This is a genomic window from Thioalkalivibrio sp. ALE31, from assembly GCF_000377405.1.
Classification (GTDB): domain Bacteria; phylum Pseudomonadota; class Gammaproteobacteria; order Ectothiorhodospirales; family Ectothiorhodospiraceae; genus Thioalkalivibrio.
This window is the reverse complement of record NZ_KB905025.1, coordinates 52,191-69,097: the sequence shown is the minus strand read 5'-3', so window position 1 is coordinate 69,097 and position 16,907 is coordinate 52,191. Positions and strand designations below refer to the sequence as shown.

Sequence of the window (16,907 nt, the reverse complement as noted above, 5' to 3'; positions counted from 1 at the left end):
CGGACCGGGACGCAAACGACCGTGTCCCGGGTGCGACGGGACCTGGCTCAGTGGCGGTCGCCGGTGGCCTCTTCGGCCATCTGGTCGTAGCTGGTGTGGCGCACGTCCTTGCCCTTGACGAAGTAGACGACGTATTCGCAGATGTTGCGGGCGCGGTCGCCGATGCGTTCCAGGGAGCGCGTGGCCCAGATGATGTCCATCAGGCGCGGGACCGAATCGGGCGAGGCGGTCATCTGTTTCATCAGCTTCTGGGTGATGATCTCGTACAGGCTGTCGATCTGGATGTCCTGCTGCGCCACACGCACGGCCTGTTCAACATCCATACGGGCGAAGGCATCGAGAGCGCCGCGCGTCATCTCGCGGGCGTGTTCGCCCATGCTGGCGATGTCCGCCATCGGGGCGCTGTTGCGGTCCGCGTCCAGCAGGTGCAGGCCCATGCGGCCGACGCGCTCGGCCTCGTCGCCCATGCGTTCCAGGTCGGTGATGGTCTTGATCACCGCGATCACCAGGCGCAGGTCCGACGCGGTTGGCTGGCGCCGCGCGAGGATGTGGGTGCATTCCTCGTCGATCTCGACCTCCTTGGCGTTGATCTGGTAGTCCGAGGTCATCACCTTTTCGGCGAGTTCGACATCCCCCTCGACCATCGCGTGGACAGCATCGGCGAGCTGCTGTTCGACCAGGCCGCCCATGGCCATCACCTGCTTGATGATGTCCTCCAGCTCGGCGTTGAACTGCTGCGAGATGTGCTGTTTGAAGAAGCTCTTGTCCATTGTGGTATCCCCTTGCGGTCGCGACGTCAGCCGAAGCGGCCGGTGATGTAGTCCTCGGTCTGCTTTTTCGCGGGCGAGGTGAACAGGGTGTCGGTGTCGGCGTATTCGATCAGCTCGCCCATATACATGAAGGCGGTGTAGTCGGATACGCGCGCGGCCTGCTGCATGTTGTGGGTGACGATGACCAGCGTGTAGTCCTTCTTCAGCTCGATCATCAGCTCCTCGATCTTAAGCGTGGCCAGCGGGTCCAGCGCGGAGCAGGGCTCGTCCAGCAGCAGCACCTCGGGGTCGATCGCGATCGCGCGGGCGATCACCAGGCGCTGCTGCTGGCCGCCGGACAGGCCGAAGGCGTTCTCGTGCAGGCGGTCCTTGACCTCGTCCCACAGCGCCGCGCGCTTGAGCGATTTCTCGACTACCTCGTCCAGCCGGCGCCGGTTCTTGACCCCCTGCAGGCGCAGGCCGTAGGCCACGTTCTCGTAGATCGACTTGGGGAACGGGTTCGGCTTCTGGAACACCATGCCAACGCGCCGGCGCAGTTCGGGGATATCCACGGTCTTGTCGTAGATGTCCGCGCCGTCCAGGCGGATCGTGCCCTCGATGCGCACGGAATCGATCAGGTCGTTCATGCGGTTGAAGCAGCGCAGGAACGTGGACTTGCCGCAGCCGGACGGCCCGATGAACGCGGTGATGCGGTTCTTCGGGATGCGGATGTCGAGGCCCTTGAGTGCCTGGTCCTCGCCGTAATAGAGACTGAGGTCCTCCGCGGTCAGGCAGATGTCCTCGCGGTCGAGGTTCAGGCCGCGCGGGGCCTGGTTGTTCTGGGCCACGTTGACGGCGTGGGTCTGGGTGTCACTCATTTCGGGTACTCCATGGGGAATAGGGTTCGACACATCGCGTCGGCACGAAGCGTGCGGCGGCGGTCCGGAAAAGCACCGTCATCGCGAGCGCCGCAGGCGCGTGGCGATCGGCGTGGTCGGCGCCGACGCGGCCCGGGGCAGGCATCGGGGTTGCGTCGGGAGATAACTCGCTGCGCTCGCCCTTCGGGCCGGCCTGCGGCCGTTCAACGCGCTTCGCGCTTTTGTGCCACGGGTCCTGCGGACCCTCGCAATGACGGGAGAAGCCAGGCGTCATGGGGAGGCGCGCAGCGCCGTGGCGATCTCTGTGACGGACGCCGCAGGCGACTGGAGCGAACGTCGGGGTTGCGTCGCGAGGTTGCCGCGGCCCCTGCGGGGCCTCGCAATGACCGTGCCTGAGAGAGACGTTGTGCATGGCGCGTCTCAGTCGCTGTCGGCGCGGTACTTTTCGCGCAGGTGGTTGCGGATGGAGATCGCCGTGAGGTTGAGCACGATGATCAGCAGCACCAGGACCAGCGCGGTCGCGTAGACCAGTGGCCGGCCGGCCTCGACATTCGGACTTTTGAAGCCGACGTCGTAGATGTGGTAACCGAGGTGCATGAAGGCGCGGTCCAGGTGGAGATACGGGAAGTTGCCGTCCACCGGGAGGTTGGGCGCCAGCTTGACCACGCCAACCAGCATCAGGGGGGCCACCTCGCCGGCGGCACGCGCCACCGCCAGGATCAGGCCGGTCATCATGGCGGGGGCGGACAGCGGCACGATCAGCCGCCATAGCGTCTCGGCCTTGGTGGCCCCGAGGGCCAGCGAGCCATGGCGGATGCTGCTGCCGATGCGGGTCAGGCCTTCCTCGGTGGACACGATCACCACGGGCAAGGTCAGCAGGGCGAGGGTCAGCGAGGCCCAGATGATCGCCGGCGAGCCGAAGGTCGGCGAGGGCAGGGCGTCCTGGAAGAAGACCTGGTCGATGTTGCCGCCGATCAGGTAGACGAAGAAGCCCAGGCCAAACACGCCGAACACGATGGAGGGGACCCCGGCGAGGTTGTTCACCGAGATGCGGATAGTGCGCACCAGCGGCCCCTGCTTGGCGTATTCGCGCAGGTAGATGGCGGCCAGCACGCCGAACGGGGTCACCACGATGGACATCAGCAGCACCATCAGCACGGTGCCGAAGATCGCCGGCAGGATGCCGCCCTCGGTGTTCGCCTCGCGCGGGAAGCCGGTCATGAAGTCCCAGAAGTTGACCACGTAGTGGCCGAGCTTCTGCACGGTGCCCATATCGTTCGGCCACCAGGCGTTCACGATCTGGGACAGGCTGATGCTGGAGCGCTGGCCATCGGCGGTCTGCAGGGTGAGCGCGTAGCGGGCGACCTCCTGGCGCAGGCGGTTGCGCTCGGCCTCAAGTTCGCTGTACTCCGCATCCAGTGCCTCGCGCTCGGCCTGCAGGGCCTCATGGCGTTCGGAACGTTCCGCGTCGGAAAGCGCGGTGTCGCGCTCCAGGCCGCGTTCGGCCAGGCGGACCTGTTCCAGCGCGTGGTTGATACGGCCGATCTCGATGCGCTCGATGCGCTCGATCTTCTGCACCAGGGAGCGGGTTTCCGGGATGCGCGCCTCGAAGGCCTCGCGGGCCGCGCTGCCCTCGGCCACCACCTCGTCGTCCACTCGGAACTCGCGGATGTAGCCGTAGAAGTTGCCCCACTGCAGGCGCTCCAGGGCCACGGCATCGCGCGGGCGTTCCCATTCGGACATGAAGTCTTCGATGTACCAGCGGAAGTCGCGCGAATCGAGGTCGCGGTTGCCGCGCTTGATCAGGTGGCGGACCACGATCTCCTGGCCTTCCGGGACATCGAAGCCGGTCTCGCGCATGGCCTGGGCGGTCATGGTCTCGGAGCGTGAAAGCTCGCCCATCACCCGGACGGGCTCGCTCTGTTCGGTGGTCTGGTACTCGAACTCGATGATATTCGAGGGCCAGAAGAACGACAGGCCGTTGACCGCGATCATCATGATCAGCCCGAAGACCATCGTCAGCGACACCGCCACGGCGCCCGCGTTGAGCCAGATCCAGGGGGTGCCCGTTTTGAACCATTTATTCATCGGATCGGAGCCTGTCGTCGGTGCGGTTTAGAGGGAGCTGTACTTGTTGCGCAGGCGCTGGCGCACGATCTCGGCGACCGTGTTCACGAAGAAGGTCAGCGCGAACAGCACCAGGGCGGCGAGGAACAGGATGCGGTAGTGCGTGCCGCCCACCGCGGTCTCGGGCATCTCTACCGCGATGTTGGCGGAGAGCGTGCGCATGCCCTCGAAGATGTTGAAGTTCACGACCGGCGAGTTGCCGGTGGCCATCAGCACGATCATGGTCTCGCCCACGGCGCGGCCGAAGCCGATCATCACCGCCGAGAAGATCCCCGGGCTGGCGGTCAGCAGCACCACGCGTACCACCGTCTGCCACGGGGTCGCCCCCAGCGCCAGCGAGCCCTGGGTCAGGTGCTTGGGCACGTTGAAGACCGCGTCCTCGGAGATCGAGTAGATGGTCGGGATCACTGCGAAGCCCATGGCGATACCGATGACCAGGGCGTTGCGCTGGTCGTAGGTGTAGCCAGCATCGGTCAGCCACTGGCGGGCGTCGCCGTTGAACAGCCAGACCTCGATCAGGGGGCTCATCGACGCGGAGAACCAGCCCACCAGGATCACCACCGGGATCAGCACGGCGGCCTCCCAGCCGGCCGGGATCACGCGGCGCACGCCCTCCGGCAGCAGCCGCGTCCAGACGAAGGCGACCACCAGCATCATCAGGGGCATCAGGATCAGGATGCTGGCGACCGCCGGCAGGTTGGATTCGATGTACGGGGCCAGCCAGAGCCCGGCGAGGAAGCCGAGGATGACGGTCGGCAGGGCCTCCATCAGCTCGATGCTGGGCTTGGTCAGGCTGCGCATGCGGCTGGACATGAAGTAGGCGCTGTAGATCGCCCCCATGATCGCCAGCGGGGTGGCGAACAGCATCGCGTAGAAGGCGGCCTTGACCGTGCCCAGGGTCAGCGGCACCAGCGAGAACTTCGGTTCGAACTCGTCGGTTGCGGAGGACGACTGCCAGACGTAGTCACCGCTGGAACGGCCCTCGTACCAGACCTTCTGCCACAGCACGTGGAGCGAGACCTCCGGGTGCGGGTTCGACAGGCGGTGCAGGGTCCAGGTCTCGTCGGTGTCGATCGCGACCAGGAGCCGGTTGCGCGGGTCCATGTAGACCCGATGCAGGGGCGTGGTGCCGACCTGATGCTGGACCAGCGTGCGCTGCGAGGTGGGGTAGTGGATGGCCAGGGCGCCACTGGCGTCCGCGGTGGCGAAGCCCTTGCGGATATATTCCGGTTGGGTATTGGTCACGGCAGCCGCGTGACGGGGAAACTCGCGTACCCGGGTAATCCGGTTCACGTTGTCGTCGTCGCGCACCAGCATGTACTGCGTCACGGAGCCGTCCGACCCGCCAACCATCACCGAGACCGTACCCAGCAGATACTCCAGCGAGGTGACCTCGGCGTCCTCGCCCTCGACCACGCGACGGGTATCGATACGCTGGGCATTGCGGGGGTTGGAGATGTCGTAGTAGTGGAGTCGGCCCTGATTGTCACCCACCAGCATGTTGCGCCCGGTGATGTCCAGCAGGATGCGCGACGGGGTGGCGCCATCCGGCAGGGACGGCAGGTCGTGGGCGGAGCGGCGAACTTCGACCTCGCCGGTCATCATCGAGGTGCGTTCCTCGAAGTTCACCAGACGCAGGCGGCCATCGGCTGTGGCCGCGGCGACGCGGACGCCGCTGGAGCCGCGCTGGATGCCGACGACGTCGATGGCCTGGCCGTCGCCATCGACATCGAGAAGGGAGGAGCTTTCGTCCCCCAGGGGATAGACCAGGCCGGGATCATAGGCGCGGCCTTCGGGTGTGAAGCGTTCGTTGTACTCGTACTCGATGGCGAGGACCTGACCATTGTCCAGTCCGATCGCGACCAGTCGGGTGCGCGGTTCGGCGGCCGTGAAGCTGGTGACCCGGGCATCGTCGGGGATCGGCAGTGACTGTTCCTGCACGATCTCGCCGCTTTCCGGGCGGAAGAAGATGGCCCGCCGGTCCTCGGTCAGGCGCACGGCCATTTCCCGGTGGCGGTTGACGGCCAGGTGGACGGTCCCCGTGTCGGCGCCGCCGGGGGCGCTGTACTGGGTCTGTTCCTCGAGCTCCGCGCCCAGGAACATGGGCAGCGTCTCGCTCAGCAGGTAGACGAACATCAGAGTTAGCGCACCGACCACCGCGACGCCGAAAAAGCCGATCAGGTAGCGCGCCGAGGTGTCCTTGGCGCGGCGCCAGCGCTGGAAGCGGCCAAGGGTGGAGATCGCATGAGGTCCGGACATTCGGGATTCCCCTGAGGGTCGGCAGGCGGAAGGCTTGAGATGGCGTGCATGCTACGGGCGCTTCGTGACAGAACGGTGACAGCTACGTGACAGCCGTTTGAACGCCAATGGGAAGGCTTGGCGGCACAAAAAAAGGCCCGGACGGAGTCCGGGCCTTGTGCGGTCTCGGCCGCGGCCGATGATCGCGGTGGGAGCGGCCTTGGGGGTGAAGCCCCGCCGGCAGACTCCTGTGGCAGTGTTTACTCGAGGCCGAGGGCTTCGCGCTGGCGCTGGGCGACGGTCTCGGGCAGCGGCACGAAGCCGTCACGCACGACCACTTCCTGGCCTTCCTTGGACAGCACCATCTTCAGGAACTCGGCCTGGCGCGGGGCGAGACCGTCTTCCGGGTGCTTGTTGACCGCGACGTACAGGAAGCGGGACAGCGGGTAGTCGCCAGACGCGGCGTTCTCGGCGGTCGGCTCGAAGTATTCGCCTTCGTTCTCGCCCAGGGCAACGGTGCGCACGCCGGAGGTCAGGTAGCCGATGCCGGAGTAGCCGATGCCGTTCAGGGACTCGGCGACCCCCTGGACCACGGAGGCGGAACCGGGCTGCTCGTTCACGGCGTTCTTGAAGTCGCCGTCACACAGGGCGTGCTGACGGAAGTAGCCGTAGGTACCGGAGACCGCGTTACGACCGTAGATGGTGATGTCGCGGTTGGCCCAGGAGCCTTCCAGACCCAGCTGGCCCCAGCGGGTGATGTCCTCGGCACCGCCGCAGCGGCGAGTCGAGGAGAACACCGCATCCACGTCGGCGATGGACATGCCCTCGATCGGGTTGTCACGGTTGACGTAGACCGCGATGGAGTCGATGGCGACCGGCACCAGGGTCATCTCGTAGCCGTGACGCTCTTCGAACGCGGCCTGCTCGCTGTCGCGCGGCTGGCGGGACATCGGGCCGAAGTCTGCGGTGCCTTCGGTCAGGGCGGGCGGGGCGGTGGAGGTGCCGGCGCCCTGGATCTGGATGTTGACGTTCGGGTAGAAGTCCTGGAACTCCTCGGCCCACAGCGCCATCAGGTTGTTCAGGGTGTCCGAGCCTTCGCTGGACAGGTTGCCGGAGATCCCGCTGACAGCCTGATAGGCCGGCAGGTTGGGGTCGACATCGGCCATCGCCGGGGTGATGGCGAGGGCGGCGGCCGCGGCGGCGGCGAGAATCGTGCGCTTGAACAGCATGGGTGTACTCCCTGGTGCTTGCTTTGAGGTTTGTTCGGAGCCGATCGGTCGGTCCTTGATGCGGGATTATCGGGAGGCTTGCTTGCAGTTGCGTGACGGCAACATGACAGCGGTGTGACATGTGGCGGGCTACTGCGGCAGCGCGGCGATCGGGGATGTGGGTCCGGCCAGACCCGGGCTATGCCCGGTAGATTGCTTCGCTGCGCTCGCAATGACGGGTTGCTGTAGCAGTCATTGCGAGGAGCGCAGCGACGCGGCAATCGGTCCGGATGGCCCGGGACCGTGAACCTTGTGGATGCTCGTCAGGCGCCCGCCGGGTCTTCCTGGCTGGACCGGTCGGCGGCTTCGGCGTGGCGAATGCGGCTCAGAGGGAACAGGCAGGTGAAGCGGCTGCCCTGGCCGACCTGGCTCTCGATCGCGAGGTGGCCGTCGTGGCGGGCAAGGACGTGCTTGACGATGGCAAGCCCCAGTCCGGTGCCGCCGCGGGACTGAGTGCGTCCGGCGTCGACCCGGTAGAAGCGTTCGGTCAGCCGACCGAGGTGATGGCTGGCGATGCCGGGGCCGGTGTCGTCGACGATCAGGCGCGCACCGTCAGGATCGGCTCGCCATTTCAGGGTGATTGTGGTCCCGCCGGGGGTGTACTTGACCGCATTGAACATCAGGTTCGCGCAGGCGGAACGCAGCTCGTCCGAATTCCCCCGGAATTCCAGCGTGGGGTCGGCGTCAAGGACGATCCGATGGGCCTCCGTGCCCGACAGCAGCCGTGCCTCCTCGGTCAGTTTCTGCAGCATCGGTAGCGGGTTGAACCAGTCCTGCGGGCCGGTGGTTTCGCCGGTTTCCAGGCGCGAGAGCAGTAGCAGGTCGTCCACCAGCAGCTTCATGCGTTCCGACTGTTCGCGCAGCATCTGCACCGAGCGGGTCAGTTCCGGCTGGTCCTCCAGTGCGTCTTCCAGTGTCTCGGTAACGCCGTAGAGCACGGTCAGCGGCGTGCGCAGCTCGTGCGAGACATTCGCGATGAAGTCGCGGCGCATCACCTCCAGCCGGTGCAGGTGAGTGGTGTCGCGCGCCAGGAGGAGGTACTGCGCATCGCCGTAGGGGAGCATGCGCATCTCCAGCTGGCGCTCGTCATCCAGCGGCGACGGCACGGTGACCCGCGCCAGCGACTCGCGGGCGCGTTCCATGAAGGTGAGGAATTCCGGGTGGCGCAGCAGGTGGGTGATGCGCTGGCCCTCGTCACGCGGCCACTCGAGCCCGAGCAGCTGGCAAGCCATATCGTTGATCCACTCGATGCGCAGGTCGTCGTTGAGGACCACGACCGCGTCGGGCATCGCGCGGGCCGAGTCGCGGTAGCGTTCCAGGAGCTGGCGCAGCCGATGCACCCGATTCTCGTGGCGTTTGCGGCGGCGGTAGAGCTGATCGAAGATCACGCCCCAGAGCCCACGCACATCGGGGGGCTCGGCGCGCCCGCCACGGCGCAGCCAGGTCTCCAGCCACAGCAGGTTGGCGATATTCCAGGCCAGGGCCGCGCCCAGCAGGAAGGCCACCGTGGGCCAGAACTGGCCGGTTGCCCAGCCAAGCGCCAGGATCGGCAGCGCGATCAGCAGGCTGGTAATGAGGATGTCGGGCCAGGTCTTGCGGGGCTGCACGGGGACCGCCGAAGGTCAGGGGTGTTGCGAGAAACGGTACCCCGAACCGCGCACGGTCTGCACCAGGTGATCATGGCCGGTGTCGGCCAGCGCCTTGCGCAGGCGGCGGATGTGTACGTCTACCGTGCGTTCCTCGACGTACACGTTGGTGCCCCAGACTTTGTCCAGAAGCTGTTCGCGGCTGAACACGCGGTCCTGGTGGGTCATGAAGAAGTGCAGAAGGTTGTATTCCGTGGGGCCCATGCTGATGGGTTCGCCATTGCCGGTGATGCGGTGCGAGACCGGATCCAGGCGCAGGCCCTCGATCTCGACCGGTTCCTCGCTGGTAGTGGGCGAGGTGCGTCGCAGCACCGCCTTCATGCGCGCGACCAGCTCGCGCGGCGAGAACGGTTTGGTTACGTAGTCGTCGGCGCCGACATCCAGGCCGCGCACGCGGTCCTCTTCCTCGCCGCGCGCGGTCAGCATGATCAGCGGGATGTCCTTGGTGACCGGGCTGGCCTTCAGGGTGCGGGCCCAGTCGATGCCGCTGATGTCGGGCAGCATCCAGTCCAGCAGGATCAGGTCCGGCGGGTCTTCCAGCAGGAGGGATTTGGCGTTACGCACGTCGCCGGCCTCGCGCACCTCGTAGCCTGCCTTCTGGAACGGCAGCTGCAGCATTTCGCGGATTGCGACGTCATCCTCCACCAGCAGAATTCGAGTGGCCATGGTCCCGTCTCGTGATTGCCTGGTCGGCATTAGATAACAGCCATGTTACAGGCATGTGAACCTGCGGATATCGGGTGGTGCAGACACGAAGGGCCGTGGCCCGTGTGTCTGCGCACTGTGTGCCATGCTTCAGGTGCCGAGTACGAAGCGCTCGTCGCCGTGCAGGAAGATCATGCCGTCGTGGTGAGGGGAGCGGGCCAGCTGCTGGCGGATGGCCTGTTCATGGCCGGGCTTGAGGTGGGTGATGGCGATCCGCGGGCGATGCTCCAGCATGGCGAGATCCTCCCCCAGGTGCTGCGGGGTGTAGTGCTTGGCGAGGTCGGCCATGCCCTCCATCTCGTCCGGGAGGCCGGTCTCGATCATCAGCAGGTCGAGATTGGGCAGGGCGTTCAGGGCCGGCCAGAGCTGGTGCGAGGAGGTGGTGTCGCCGCTGAAGGCAAAGGCTGCGCCGTCGTCGTTGGTGACGCTGTAGCCAACCGCGGGAACGGTGTGGCGCGCCGGCAGCACGCAAATCTCGCGCTGATCCACCGCGATGCTCTGTCCTGGCTGCACGGTCTCCAGCCGGATCAGGGGCTGGTCGGGGCGGGGCAGGCGGGTGAAGTCCGGCCAGATCACCCAGTTGAACACGTGATCGCACAGGGCCTTCAGCGTGGCGGGCAGGCCGTGGACGTGAATGGGCGTGGCATCCGCGCTGTAGACCATGTCCGCCAGCATCGGGAGGAAGGCGATGTGATCCAGATGCGAGTGGGTCAGGAACACGTGGCGAATGCGGCGGAGTTCGTCCAGGCTCAGGTCCCCGACGCCGCTGCCGGCATCGATCAGGACATCGTCATCGATAAGGATCGACGTGGTGCGCCGGCCCGGGCCGATCCCGCCGCTGGCGCCCAGGATGCGAACGGTCAAGCTCATGCGGGGTAGTATATCCAGCCGGCGGCGGGCCGTCCCGCGGCTGGATTGGGGGAGTGCGAGCCGAGGCCGGACGCCCCTAGGGAAACACGGATCCATGTACACGCTCGCGCTCGAGTCGCTTTTGCGTGCGAACAAGGCGCGGTGACTGCGGTGCAGTCATTCTGCACAAGGGAGCCGCAACGCCGTGCGCGCGCCCGTTTTTGGTCACAACGGGCGGCCGAGCCCCTTCGGGGTTGGCACCCCAGGTTCCCCGATCCTGCATTGCGGCCCGCATCCATCAAAAACGGGCCGGTAGAATCACTACCGGCTGCGGACCGCGCCTTGTCTCGGAAAACCTGGGGTGCCAACGCGAGCGTGTACATGGATCCGTGTTTCCCTGGGTGCTGGAGGTGACTGACGGACATGCCTCAATCCTAGACCCAGTCCAGCCCCGGCTTCCGTGACGTGTCGCTCGAAAAGGCGATTTCGCGGGCCGTACGCTGAAGCGAAAGTTGCGCGGACGGGGCTTCCCGCCACCCGGTGGAGTTGCTAGAATGCGCGTCCTGTTTGGGGCGGTAGCTCAGCTGGGAGAGCGTCGCGTTCGCAATGCGAAGGTCGGGAGTTCGATCCTCCTCCGCTCCACCAAACACCTGAAAAAGGCCTGCTTTCGCAGGCCTTTTTTGTTTTCGGTAGAAGGGCGTCGGGTCAGAGAGTTACCAGCTCTTGTACGGCAGGAACTTGCCGTTCCAGGTGATTTTGACGCGGTCGCCCTTGGGGTCCTCGACCTTGTCGATGTCCATGGTGAAGTCGATCGCGCTCATGATGCCGTCACCGAACTTCTCGTGGATCAGGGCCTTCATGGTGTCGCCGTAGACGTTGATGGCCTCGTAGAAGCGGTAGAGCACCGGGTCGGTCGGGATGGTCTTGTCCCAGTCCTTGTGCGGGAAGACCTGCAGGGCCTGGGCGACTTCCGGGCCAAGCCCCAGGAAAGTGGCCAGTTTGTCGGCCTGGTCGCTCTCCAGGTGATTCATGCCGTAGCAGGCGGAGGTCACATAGACCTCGTGCAACCCGGTGGCCTCGGCGATCGCGGCCCAGGTGGTGCCGCGGTTCTCTTTCGCCTCGAGGATGGTGGTGGTCATGGCGCTCTTGCTGAGACTCATCGTGTGCTCCTTGAAAGGGATAGAGGAAAGGGTTCAGACCGCGCGGACCATGCGCGGGCCGGGTTCGGGATCGGCCTCGGGCCGGGCCGGGTTGACGATGCGCGGACGGTGGCGCGGATTTTCGCCGCGGGCGGCCGCCTCCTGCGCCTTCGCGGACATCGCCTTGGCGCCGTCCACCAGGAAGTCCACCAGGTGGTTGCGGATCGGGTAGTAGGCCTCCTCCTGATGCAGGGTGGCCCGTTTCCGCGGGCGCGGGATGTCGATCTTGACCGACTCGGCGACCTGGGCATGCGGACCGTTGGTCATCAGCAGCACGCGGTCGGCCAGCAGGATCGCCTCGTCCACGTCGTGGGTGATCATGAACACGGTCTGGTGGGTCTCCGACCAGATCTTCAGGAGTTCTTCCTGGATGACGCCGCGGGTCAGGGCGTCCAGGGCCCCGAACGGCTCGTCCATCAGCAGCAGCTTGGGTTCAATGGCAAAGGCGCGGGCAATCCCGACGCGCTGGCGCATGCCCCCGGAGAGCTGAGCGGGCTTGCGGTCCATCGCATGATCCAGGCCCACCATGTGCAGATACTTCTCCGCGTGTTCGCGGCGCTTGGCCTTGCTCCAGTGCGGCCAGCGGGCGCGCACCGCGAACATCACGTTGTCGCGGGCCGACAGCCAGGGCAGCAGGCTGTGGTTCTGGAAGATCACGCCCTGGTCGAGGCTCGGGCCCTTGATCTCCTTGTTGTCCATGATCACGTTGCCGTCGGTGGGGGTGGCCAGGCCGGCGAGCACGTTGAGGATGGTGGACTTGCCGCAGCCGGAGTGACCGATCAGGCAGACGAATTCGCCCTTTTCGATGTCCAGGTCGACCCCCTCGAACACCGTCATCAGGTCGTTCGAGTCGGGCTGCGGGAAACGCTGGCTCAGGTTCTCGATTTCGAGGAATCCCTTGCTCATGGTTGTACTCCTGGTTGGGCTGCGCCGACTCAGTCGGCGTAGCGCACGAGTTTGGTGGCCTGGGCGAGGGAGGCATCCAGCAGGAAGCCGACAATGCCGATCATGATGATCGCGAAGATCACGCTGGCGAGATCGAGGTTGTTCCACTCGTTCCAGATGTAGTAGCCGATGCCGGTGCCGCCCACGAGCATCTCGGCGGCGACGATGACCAGCCAGGCAATGCCGATGGAGATGCGCATGCCGGTCAGGATGGTCGGGGCCGCGGCGGGCAGGATCACCGTGAAGGCCGTCCGCAGGTTGGATAGCTCGTGGGTCTTCGCCACGTTCAGCCAGTCATTGCGCACCGAGGCGACGCCGTAGGCCGTGTTGACCAGCATCGGCCAGATCGAGCAGATGAAGATCACGAAGATCGCCGACATGTTGGAATCGCGGATCACGAACAGGGCGAGCGGCATCCAGGCGAGCGGCGAGATCGGCTTGAGGATCTGGATGTAGGGATCGAACGCCTTGTTCAATAGTGGCGACATGCCGATCACGAAGCCGAGCGGGATGGCGATCAGCGCGGCCAGCGCAAAGCCCAGCAGGACCCGGTAGATCGAGTAGGCCAGCTGGATCCCGATGCCCTTGTCGTTCGGGCCCGCGTCGTAGAACGGGTTGCTCAGTTCGCTGAAGGCGTGGCTGAACACCTGCGTTGGGGCCGGAATGCCGCTGCCCGAACTCTGCTGAGCACCGCCACCGGTCAGACGTTCGTATTCGCTCAGCTCGCCCTGCTGAGGCGCGAGGACCTCCGGGGCGGTGGCGAGCTGCCACACACCCAGGAAGACCACGAGCATCACCAGCGACAGGACGGTCGCCCGGAAGTTGAGATTGCTCAACATGGCTTAGCTCCTGCGGATTTCGAAGCTGTCGAGATAGCCTTCCGGGTCGGTGTAGTCGAACACCTTGCCCATGATCTCGAAGTTCTTGTACGTGTCGCTGGGGGCCTCGTAGCCCAGCTCGGTCATCACCTCGGCACATTCGCTGGCCAGGAAGACGTCTTCGGCCAGGCGGTTGTAGTCGAAGTCTCGATCCACGTACCCCCAGCGCTTCATCTGGGTGAGGATCCAGGTCGCCATCGAGTGCCAGGGAAAGGGGTCGAAGTCGATCCGGTGCGGGTCGTTCTGCACGTTGCCCAGGCCGTCGGCGTAGCGACCGGTGAGCACCTGTTCGACCACCGATTGCGGCTGGTTGAGGTAAGCGCGCGGGGAGATGGCCTCGGCGATCTCGGCGCGGTTGTTGATGTCCGAGCTGTACTGGGTGGCCTCGATCAGCGAGCGGAACAGGGCCCCGAAGGTGTTGGGATGCTCGTCGGCCCAGGCCGCGGAGCAGGCGAACGCGCAGCACGGGTGCCCATCCCAGATATCCTTGGTCAGCATGTGAATGAAGCCGATGCCGTCCCAGACCGCGCGCTGGTTGAACGGGTCGGGGGCCAGGTAGCCGTCGACGTTCTCGGCGCGCAGGTTGGCCACCATCTCCGGCGGCGGGACGACGCGGATGCTGATATCGCGATCCGGGTCCAGCCCGTGCTCGGCGACCAGGTAGCGCAGCAGGAAGTTGTGCATGGAGTACTCGAAGGGCACGGCGAAGGTGAAGCCCTTCCAGTCCTTCGGGTCACGCTTGTCCTTGTGCTTGTTGTGCAGGGTGATGGCCTGGCCGTTGATGTTCTCGACCGCCGGCATGATGTAGTGCTCGCGCGAGGAGCCCGAGCCCAGGGTCATGGACAGCGGCATCGGCGAGAGCATGTGCGAGGCGTCGTATTCACCCGACAGCGACATGTCGCGGGCGACGGCCCAGCCGGCGGTCTTGATCACGTCCACGTCGAGGCCGTGGCGCTCGTAGAAGCCCATCGGGTGGGCCATGATGATCGGGGTGGCGCAGGTGATCGGCACGAAGCCGACGCGCAGCTTGGTCTTCTCCAGCGGCCCGCCGTCCTTGATCGCGGCCTTCACCTTCTCCAGCGGCAGGATGGAACCCAGGGCCGCGGCCACGGTGCCGCCGCCCAGCATCTGCAGGAAGCGGCGACGGTTGATCTCGTTGTGGCCGAACATGCCGCGGACGATGGCGCTTTCCACGGCGCGGTCGATCATGCCCTCGTCGCTCAGGTCCTCGCCGGTCTGGTGGGCGTCGGCCTGCACGGGGTCATGGGTGGCGCGCTGCTCCAGTTTTTCTTCCAGGTCCGGGGACGCGGTGTCGAAGCAACTGCAGCTCCCGGGGCCGGTATGGCCGTGGCGGCAGCTGGAGCCATGGCGCAGGTCGGCATTGGCGTCAAAGGGATCGTGAAGACTCTTGGTCGGCATGGTCGGCTCTCCTCGTGGCTCGAATCGATGCGGGCATCTTTGCCGCGCATGTCGAGAGTCTTTGCAGGTGCCATGCCAACGGCTGGAAACGGTTGCCGCGGGGCCCCCGCAGGGGCGCGACCGGCCGACACTTTGACGTCATTTCGGGCAATGCGGACGAATCGTCCATTGGCGCCGGGGGCGGCGCTAAGTCGTTTCGATGCCGAGCTTTTTCAAGCGGTAGCGCAGCTGGCGCGGGGTCAGCCCGAGTTCCAGGGCGGCGCGGGTCTTGTTCCCGCGCGCCCGCTCGATCGCCCGCGCCAGGCGCTCTGCCTCGGAGGCGTGCACACGCTGGTAGGGGCGCACCGCGCTGGTGCAGTCTGCGCCGTAAGGGGGCGCCGGCGCGGCTTCGCGGGGCGCTGCCGACGAGGGCTCGGTGTGCGAGCCCAGGGGCTCACGCTCGAACGGACTGATGCGGGACTCCTCGTGGAGGATCTCGTCAATCAGCGGTGTGCCGATGCGGCCGTCGGTGGACAGCAGCACGGCCCGCTCGAGTACGTTTTCCAGTTGCCGGATATTGCCCGGCCAGTCGAAGGCCTCCAGGCGCTCCAGGACGCCGTCATCCACGACCACGTTCCAGCCGTGCAGGTGGGTGTAGCGGTCGAGGAAATGACGGGTGAGCAGGCGGATGTCGCTGGCGCGGTCGCGCAACGCCGGCATGTGCAGCGGGATGACGTTCAGGCGGTAGAACAGGTCGAGCCGGAACTCCCCGGCATTCACCGCGGCCTGCAGGTTCTGGTGGGTCGCGGCGATGATGCGCACGTCCACCGGGATATCGCGCGAACCGCCGATCGGCTGGACCACGCGCTCCTGCAGCACGCGCAGGATCTTCGATTGCAATGCCTCCGGCATGTCGCCGATCTCGTCCAGGAACAGCGTGCCGCCGTCGGCCAGGGCGATCTTGCCGGTTTTGGCGCTGGAGGCACCGGTGAAGGCGCCCTTTTCGTGGCCGAACAGTTCGGACTCCAGCAGGTCGGCCGGGATCGCGGCGCAGTTGATGGAGATGAACGGCTTGGCGCTGCGCTGGCTGATCCGGTGGATCATGCGCGCGATCTTTTCCTTCCCGGTGCCGGAGGCCCCGGTGACGAGGACGGTGGCCTGGGTGTCCGCGATGCGGTGGACCTGCTTCAGGACATGGCGCAGGGCCGGGCTCTCGCCGAGGATGCCGTATTGCCCGCCCTGGGTGTCCAGGGCGCTCTTCAGATAGCGATTCTCCGAGACCAGTTCGGCGGTGCGTTCGGCGATCAGCTGGTGAATGCGCAAGACCTGGCCGATCATGCTGGCGACCACCCGCAACAGGTTCAGGTCGTCCTGGAACTGGCGCGAGCGGCGGCGCAGGCGATGCACTCCGAGGACGCCGATGGCGTGTTCGTCCTGCACGATGGGGACGGCGATATAGGCGACGGTCTCCTGCGGCAGGGTGGAGCGGTCGATGGCGCGCGCGAGATATTCGGGCTCGTTGTCGATGTCCTGGATCAGGGCGATCTGGCCGGTCTTCATCACGCGCCCGGTGACGCCTTCGCCCAGGCTGTAGCTGCCGCGGTCGCGCTCGGCGTCGGTCAGGCCGTAGGCGTGGCGGATGCGTAGCTGTCCGCTGTTCGGGTCCGGCAGCAGGACGCGGCCGCGGTTGAGGCCCAGCAGCTGCGACATCATCCCGAGGATGCGGTAGATCGCGGCGTCCGGGTCGCCGGAGCGGCCCATGAGTTTGGCGACCTCCAGCAGCAGGGTGATCTCCTGCTCCCGCGTGGCGAGGTCGGGCGGGGTCGAATCGGATGCGTGTTGCGAGGCCATGGGTGGGGATATGCAGAAACCCTGCCAGTGCGCCCAAGGCGGCTTGTACAGGTCTGGCGCAGTAGCGGCGCGGTCCGTTTTGGTGCTGGTGCCTCGTGACGGGGCGGGGCGGCGCACCGTTGGCTTGCATGCGCGTTGCCCGATGGGGGAAAGAGCCCGGCCGGGGTGGCCGGGCC

At 66.1% G+C, this 16,907-nt stretch carries 13 protein-coding genes and 1 tRNA gene; 1 reads left to right on the top strand and 13 read right to left on the bottom strand.

What is annotated here, in order from left to right; translation table 11 throughout:
- Positions 1–47: 47 nt before the first annotated feature.
- The 8 genes from phoU to D103_RS0111100 form a co-directional block, all read right to left on the bottom strand.
- On the bottom strand, positions 48–770 hold the full coding sequence (phoU, locus tag D103_RS0111135; RefSeq protein ID WP_018867282.1) for a phosphate signaling complex protein PhoU: 723 nt from the start codon (positions 768–770) through the stop codon (positions 48–50).
- Between the two features lie 26 nt (positions 771–796).
- Positions 797–1,627, bottom strand: a complete 831-nt coding sequence (pstB, locus tag D103_RS0111130) for a phosphate ABC transporter ATP-binding protein PstB (protein ID WP_018876846.1) — start codon at positions 1,625–1,627, stop codon at positions 797–799.
- Positions 1,628–2,047: 420 nt separating this feature from the next.
- Positions 2,048–3,715 carry a phosphate ABC transporter permease PstA gene (gene pstA, locus D103_RS0111125; protein ID WP_018876845.1) on the bottom strand — a complete coding sequence of 556 codons (1,668 nt, stop codon included), beginning with the start codon at positions 3,713–3,715 and terminating at the stop codon, positions 2,048–2,050.
- A gap of 27 nt (positions 3,716–3,742) precedes the next feature.
- Positions 3,743–6,013 (bottom strand): ABC transporter permease subunit, encoded by a 2,271-nt coding sequence (locus tag D103_RS0111120; RefSeq protein ID WP_018876844.1) that lies wholly within the window; start codon positions 6,011–6,013, stop codon positions 3,743–3,745.
- 239 nt (positions 6,014–6,252) lie between these two features.
- The gene (locus D103_RS0111115; RefSeq protein WP_018867286.1) at positions 6,253–7,221 is read right to left on the bottom strand and encodes a PstS family phosphate ABC transporter substrate-binding protein; all 969 of its coding nucleotides are present in this window, start codon (positions 7,219–7,221) and stop codon (positions 6,253–6,255) included.
- A gap of 302 nt (positions 7,222–7,523) precedes the next feature.
- The gene (gene phoR, locus D103_RS0111110) at positions 7,524–8,867 is read right to left on the bottom strand and encodes a phosphate regulon sensor histidine kinase PhoR (protein ID WP_018867287.1); all 1,344 of its coding nucleotides are present in this window, start codon (positions 8,865–8,867) and stop codon (positions 7,524–7,526) included.
- Positions 8,868–8,882: 15 nt separating this feature from the next.
- Positions 8,883–9,572, bottom strand: coding sequence for a phosphate regulon transcriptional regulator PhoB (gene phoB / locus D103_RS0111105; RefSeq protein ID WP_018876843.1), 690 nt, complete (start codon positions 9,570–9,572; stop codon positions 8,883–8,885).
- Between the two features lie 129 nt (positions 9,573–9,701).
- Positions 9,702–10,481 (bottom strand): 3',5'-cyclic-nucleotide phosphodiesterase, encoded by a 780-nt coding sequence (locus tag D103_RS0111100; protein WP_018876842.1) that lies wholly within the window; start codon positions 10,479–10,481, stop codon positions 9,702–9,704.
- Between the two features lie 548 nt (positions 10,482–11,029).
- Here D103_RS0111100 and D103_RS0111095 point away from each other — a divergent pair.
- A tRNA-Ala gene (locus D103_RS0111095) sits at positions 11,030–11,105 on the top strand.
- Positions 11,106–11,173: 68 nt separating this feature from the next.
- Here the strand turns inward: D103_RS0111095 and cynS are convergent.
- The 5 genes from cynS to D103_RS0111070 form a co-directional block, all read right to left on the bottom strand.
- Positions 11,174–11,620, bottom strand: a complete 447-nt coding sequence (gene cynS, locus D103_RS0111090; RefSeq protein ID WP_018867291.1) for a cyanase — start codon at positions 11,618–11,620, stop codon at positions 11,174–11,176.
- 33 nt (positions 11,621–11,653) lie between these two features.
- Positions 11,654–12,565 carry an ABC transporter ATP-binding protein gene (locus D103_RS0111085; protein ID WP_018867292.1) on the bottom strand — a complete coding sequence of 304 codons (912 nt, stop codon included), beginning with the start codon at positions 12,563–12,565 and terminating at the stop codon, positions 11,654–11,656.
- 29 nt (positions 12,566–12,594) lie between these two features.
- Positions 12,595–13,443 carry a nitrate ABC transporter permease gene (gene ntrB, locus D103_RS0111080; protein WP_018867293.1) on the bottom strand — a complete coding sequence of 283 codons (849 nt, stop codon included), beginning with the start codon at positions 13,441–13,443 and terminating at the stop codon, positions 12,595–12,597.
- Positions 13,444–13,446: 3 nt separating this feature from the next.
- Positions 13,447–14,901, bottom strand: coding sequence for an ABC transporter substrate-binding protein (locus D103_RS0111075; RefSeq protein WP_018876841.1), 1,455 nt, complete (start codon positions 14,899–14,901; stop codon positions 13,447–13,449).
- Positions 14,902–15,087: 186 nt separating this feature from the next.
- A complete protein-coding gene (locus D103_RS0111070) occupies positions 15,088–16,731 on the bottom strand; it encodes a sigma-54-dependent Fis family transcriptional regulator (protein WP_018867295.1) in 1,644 nt (547 codons plus the stop codon).
- Between the last annotated feature and the right edge of the window lie 176 nt (positions 16,732–16,907).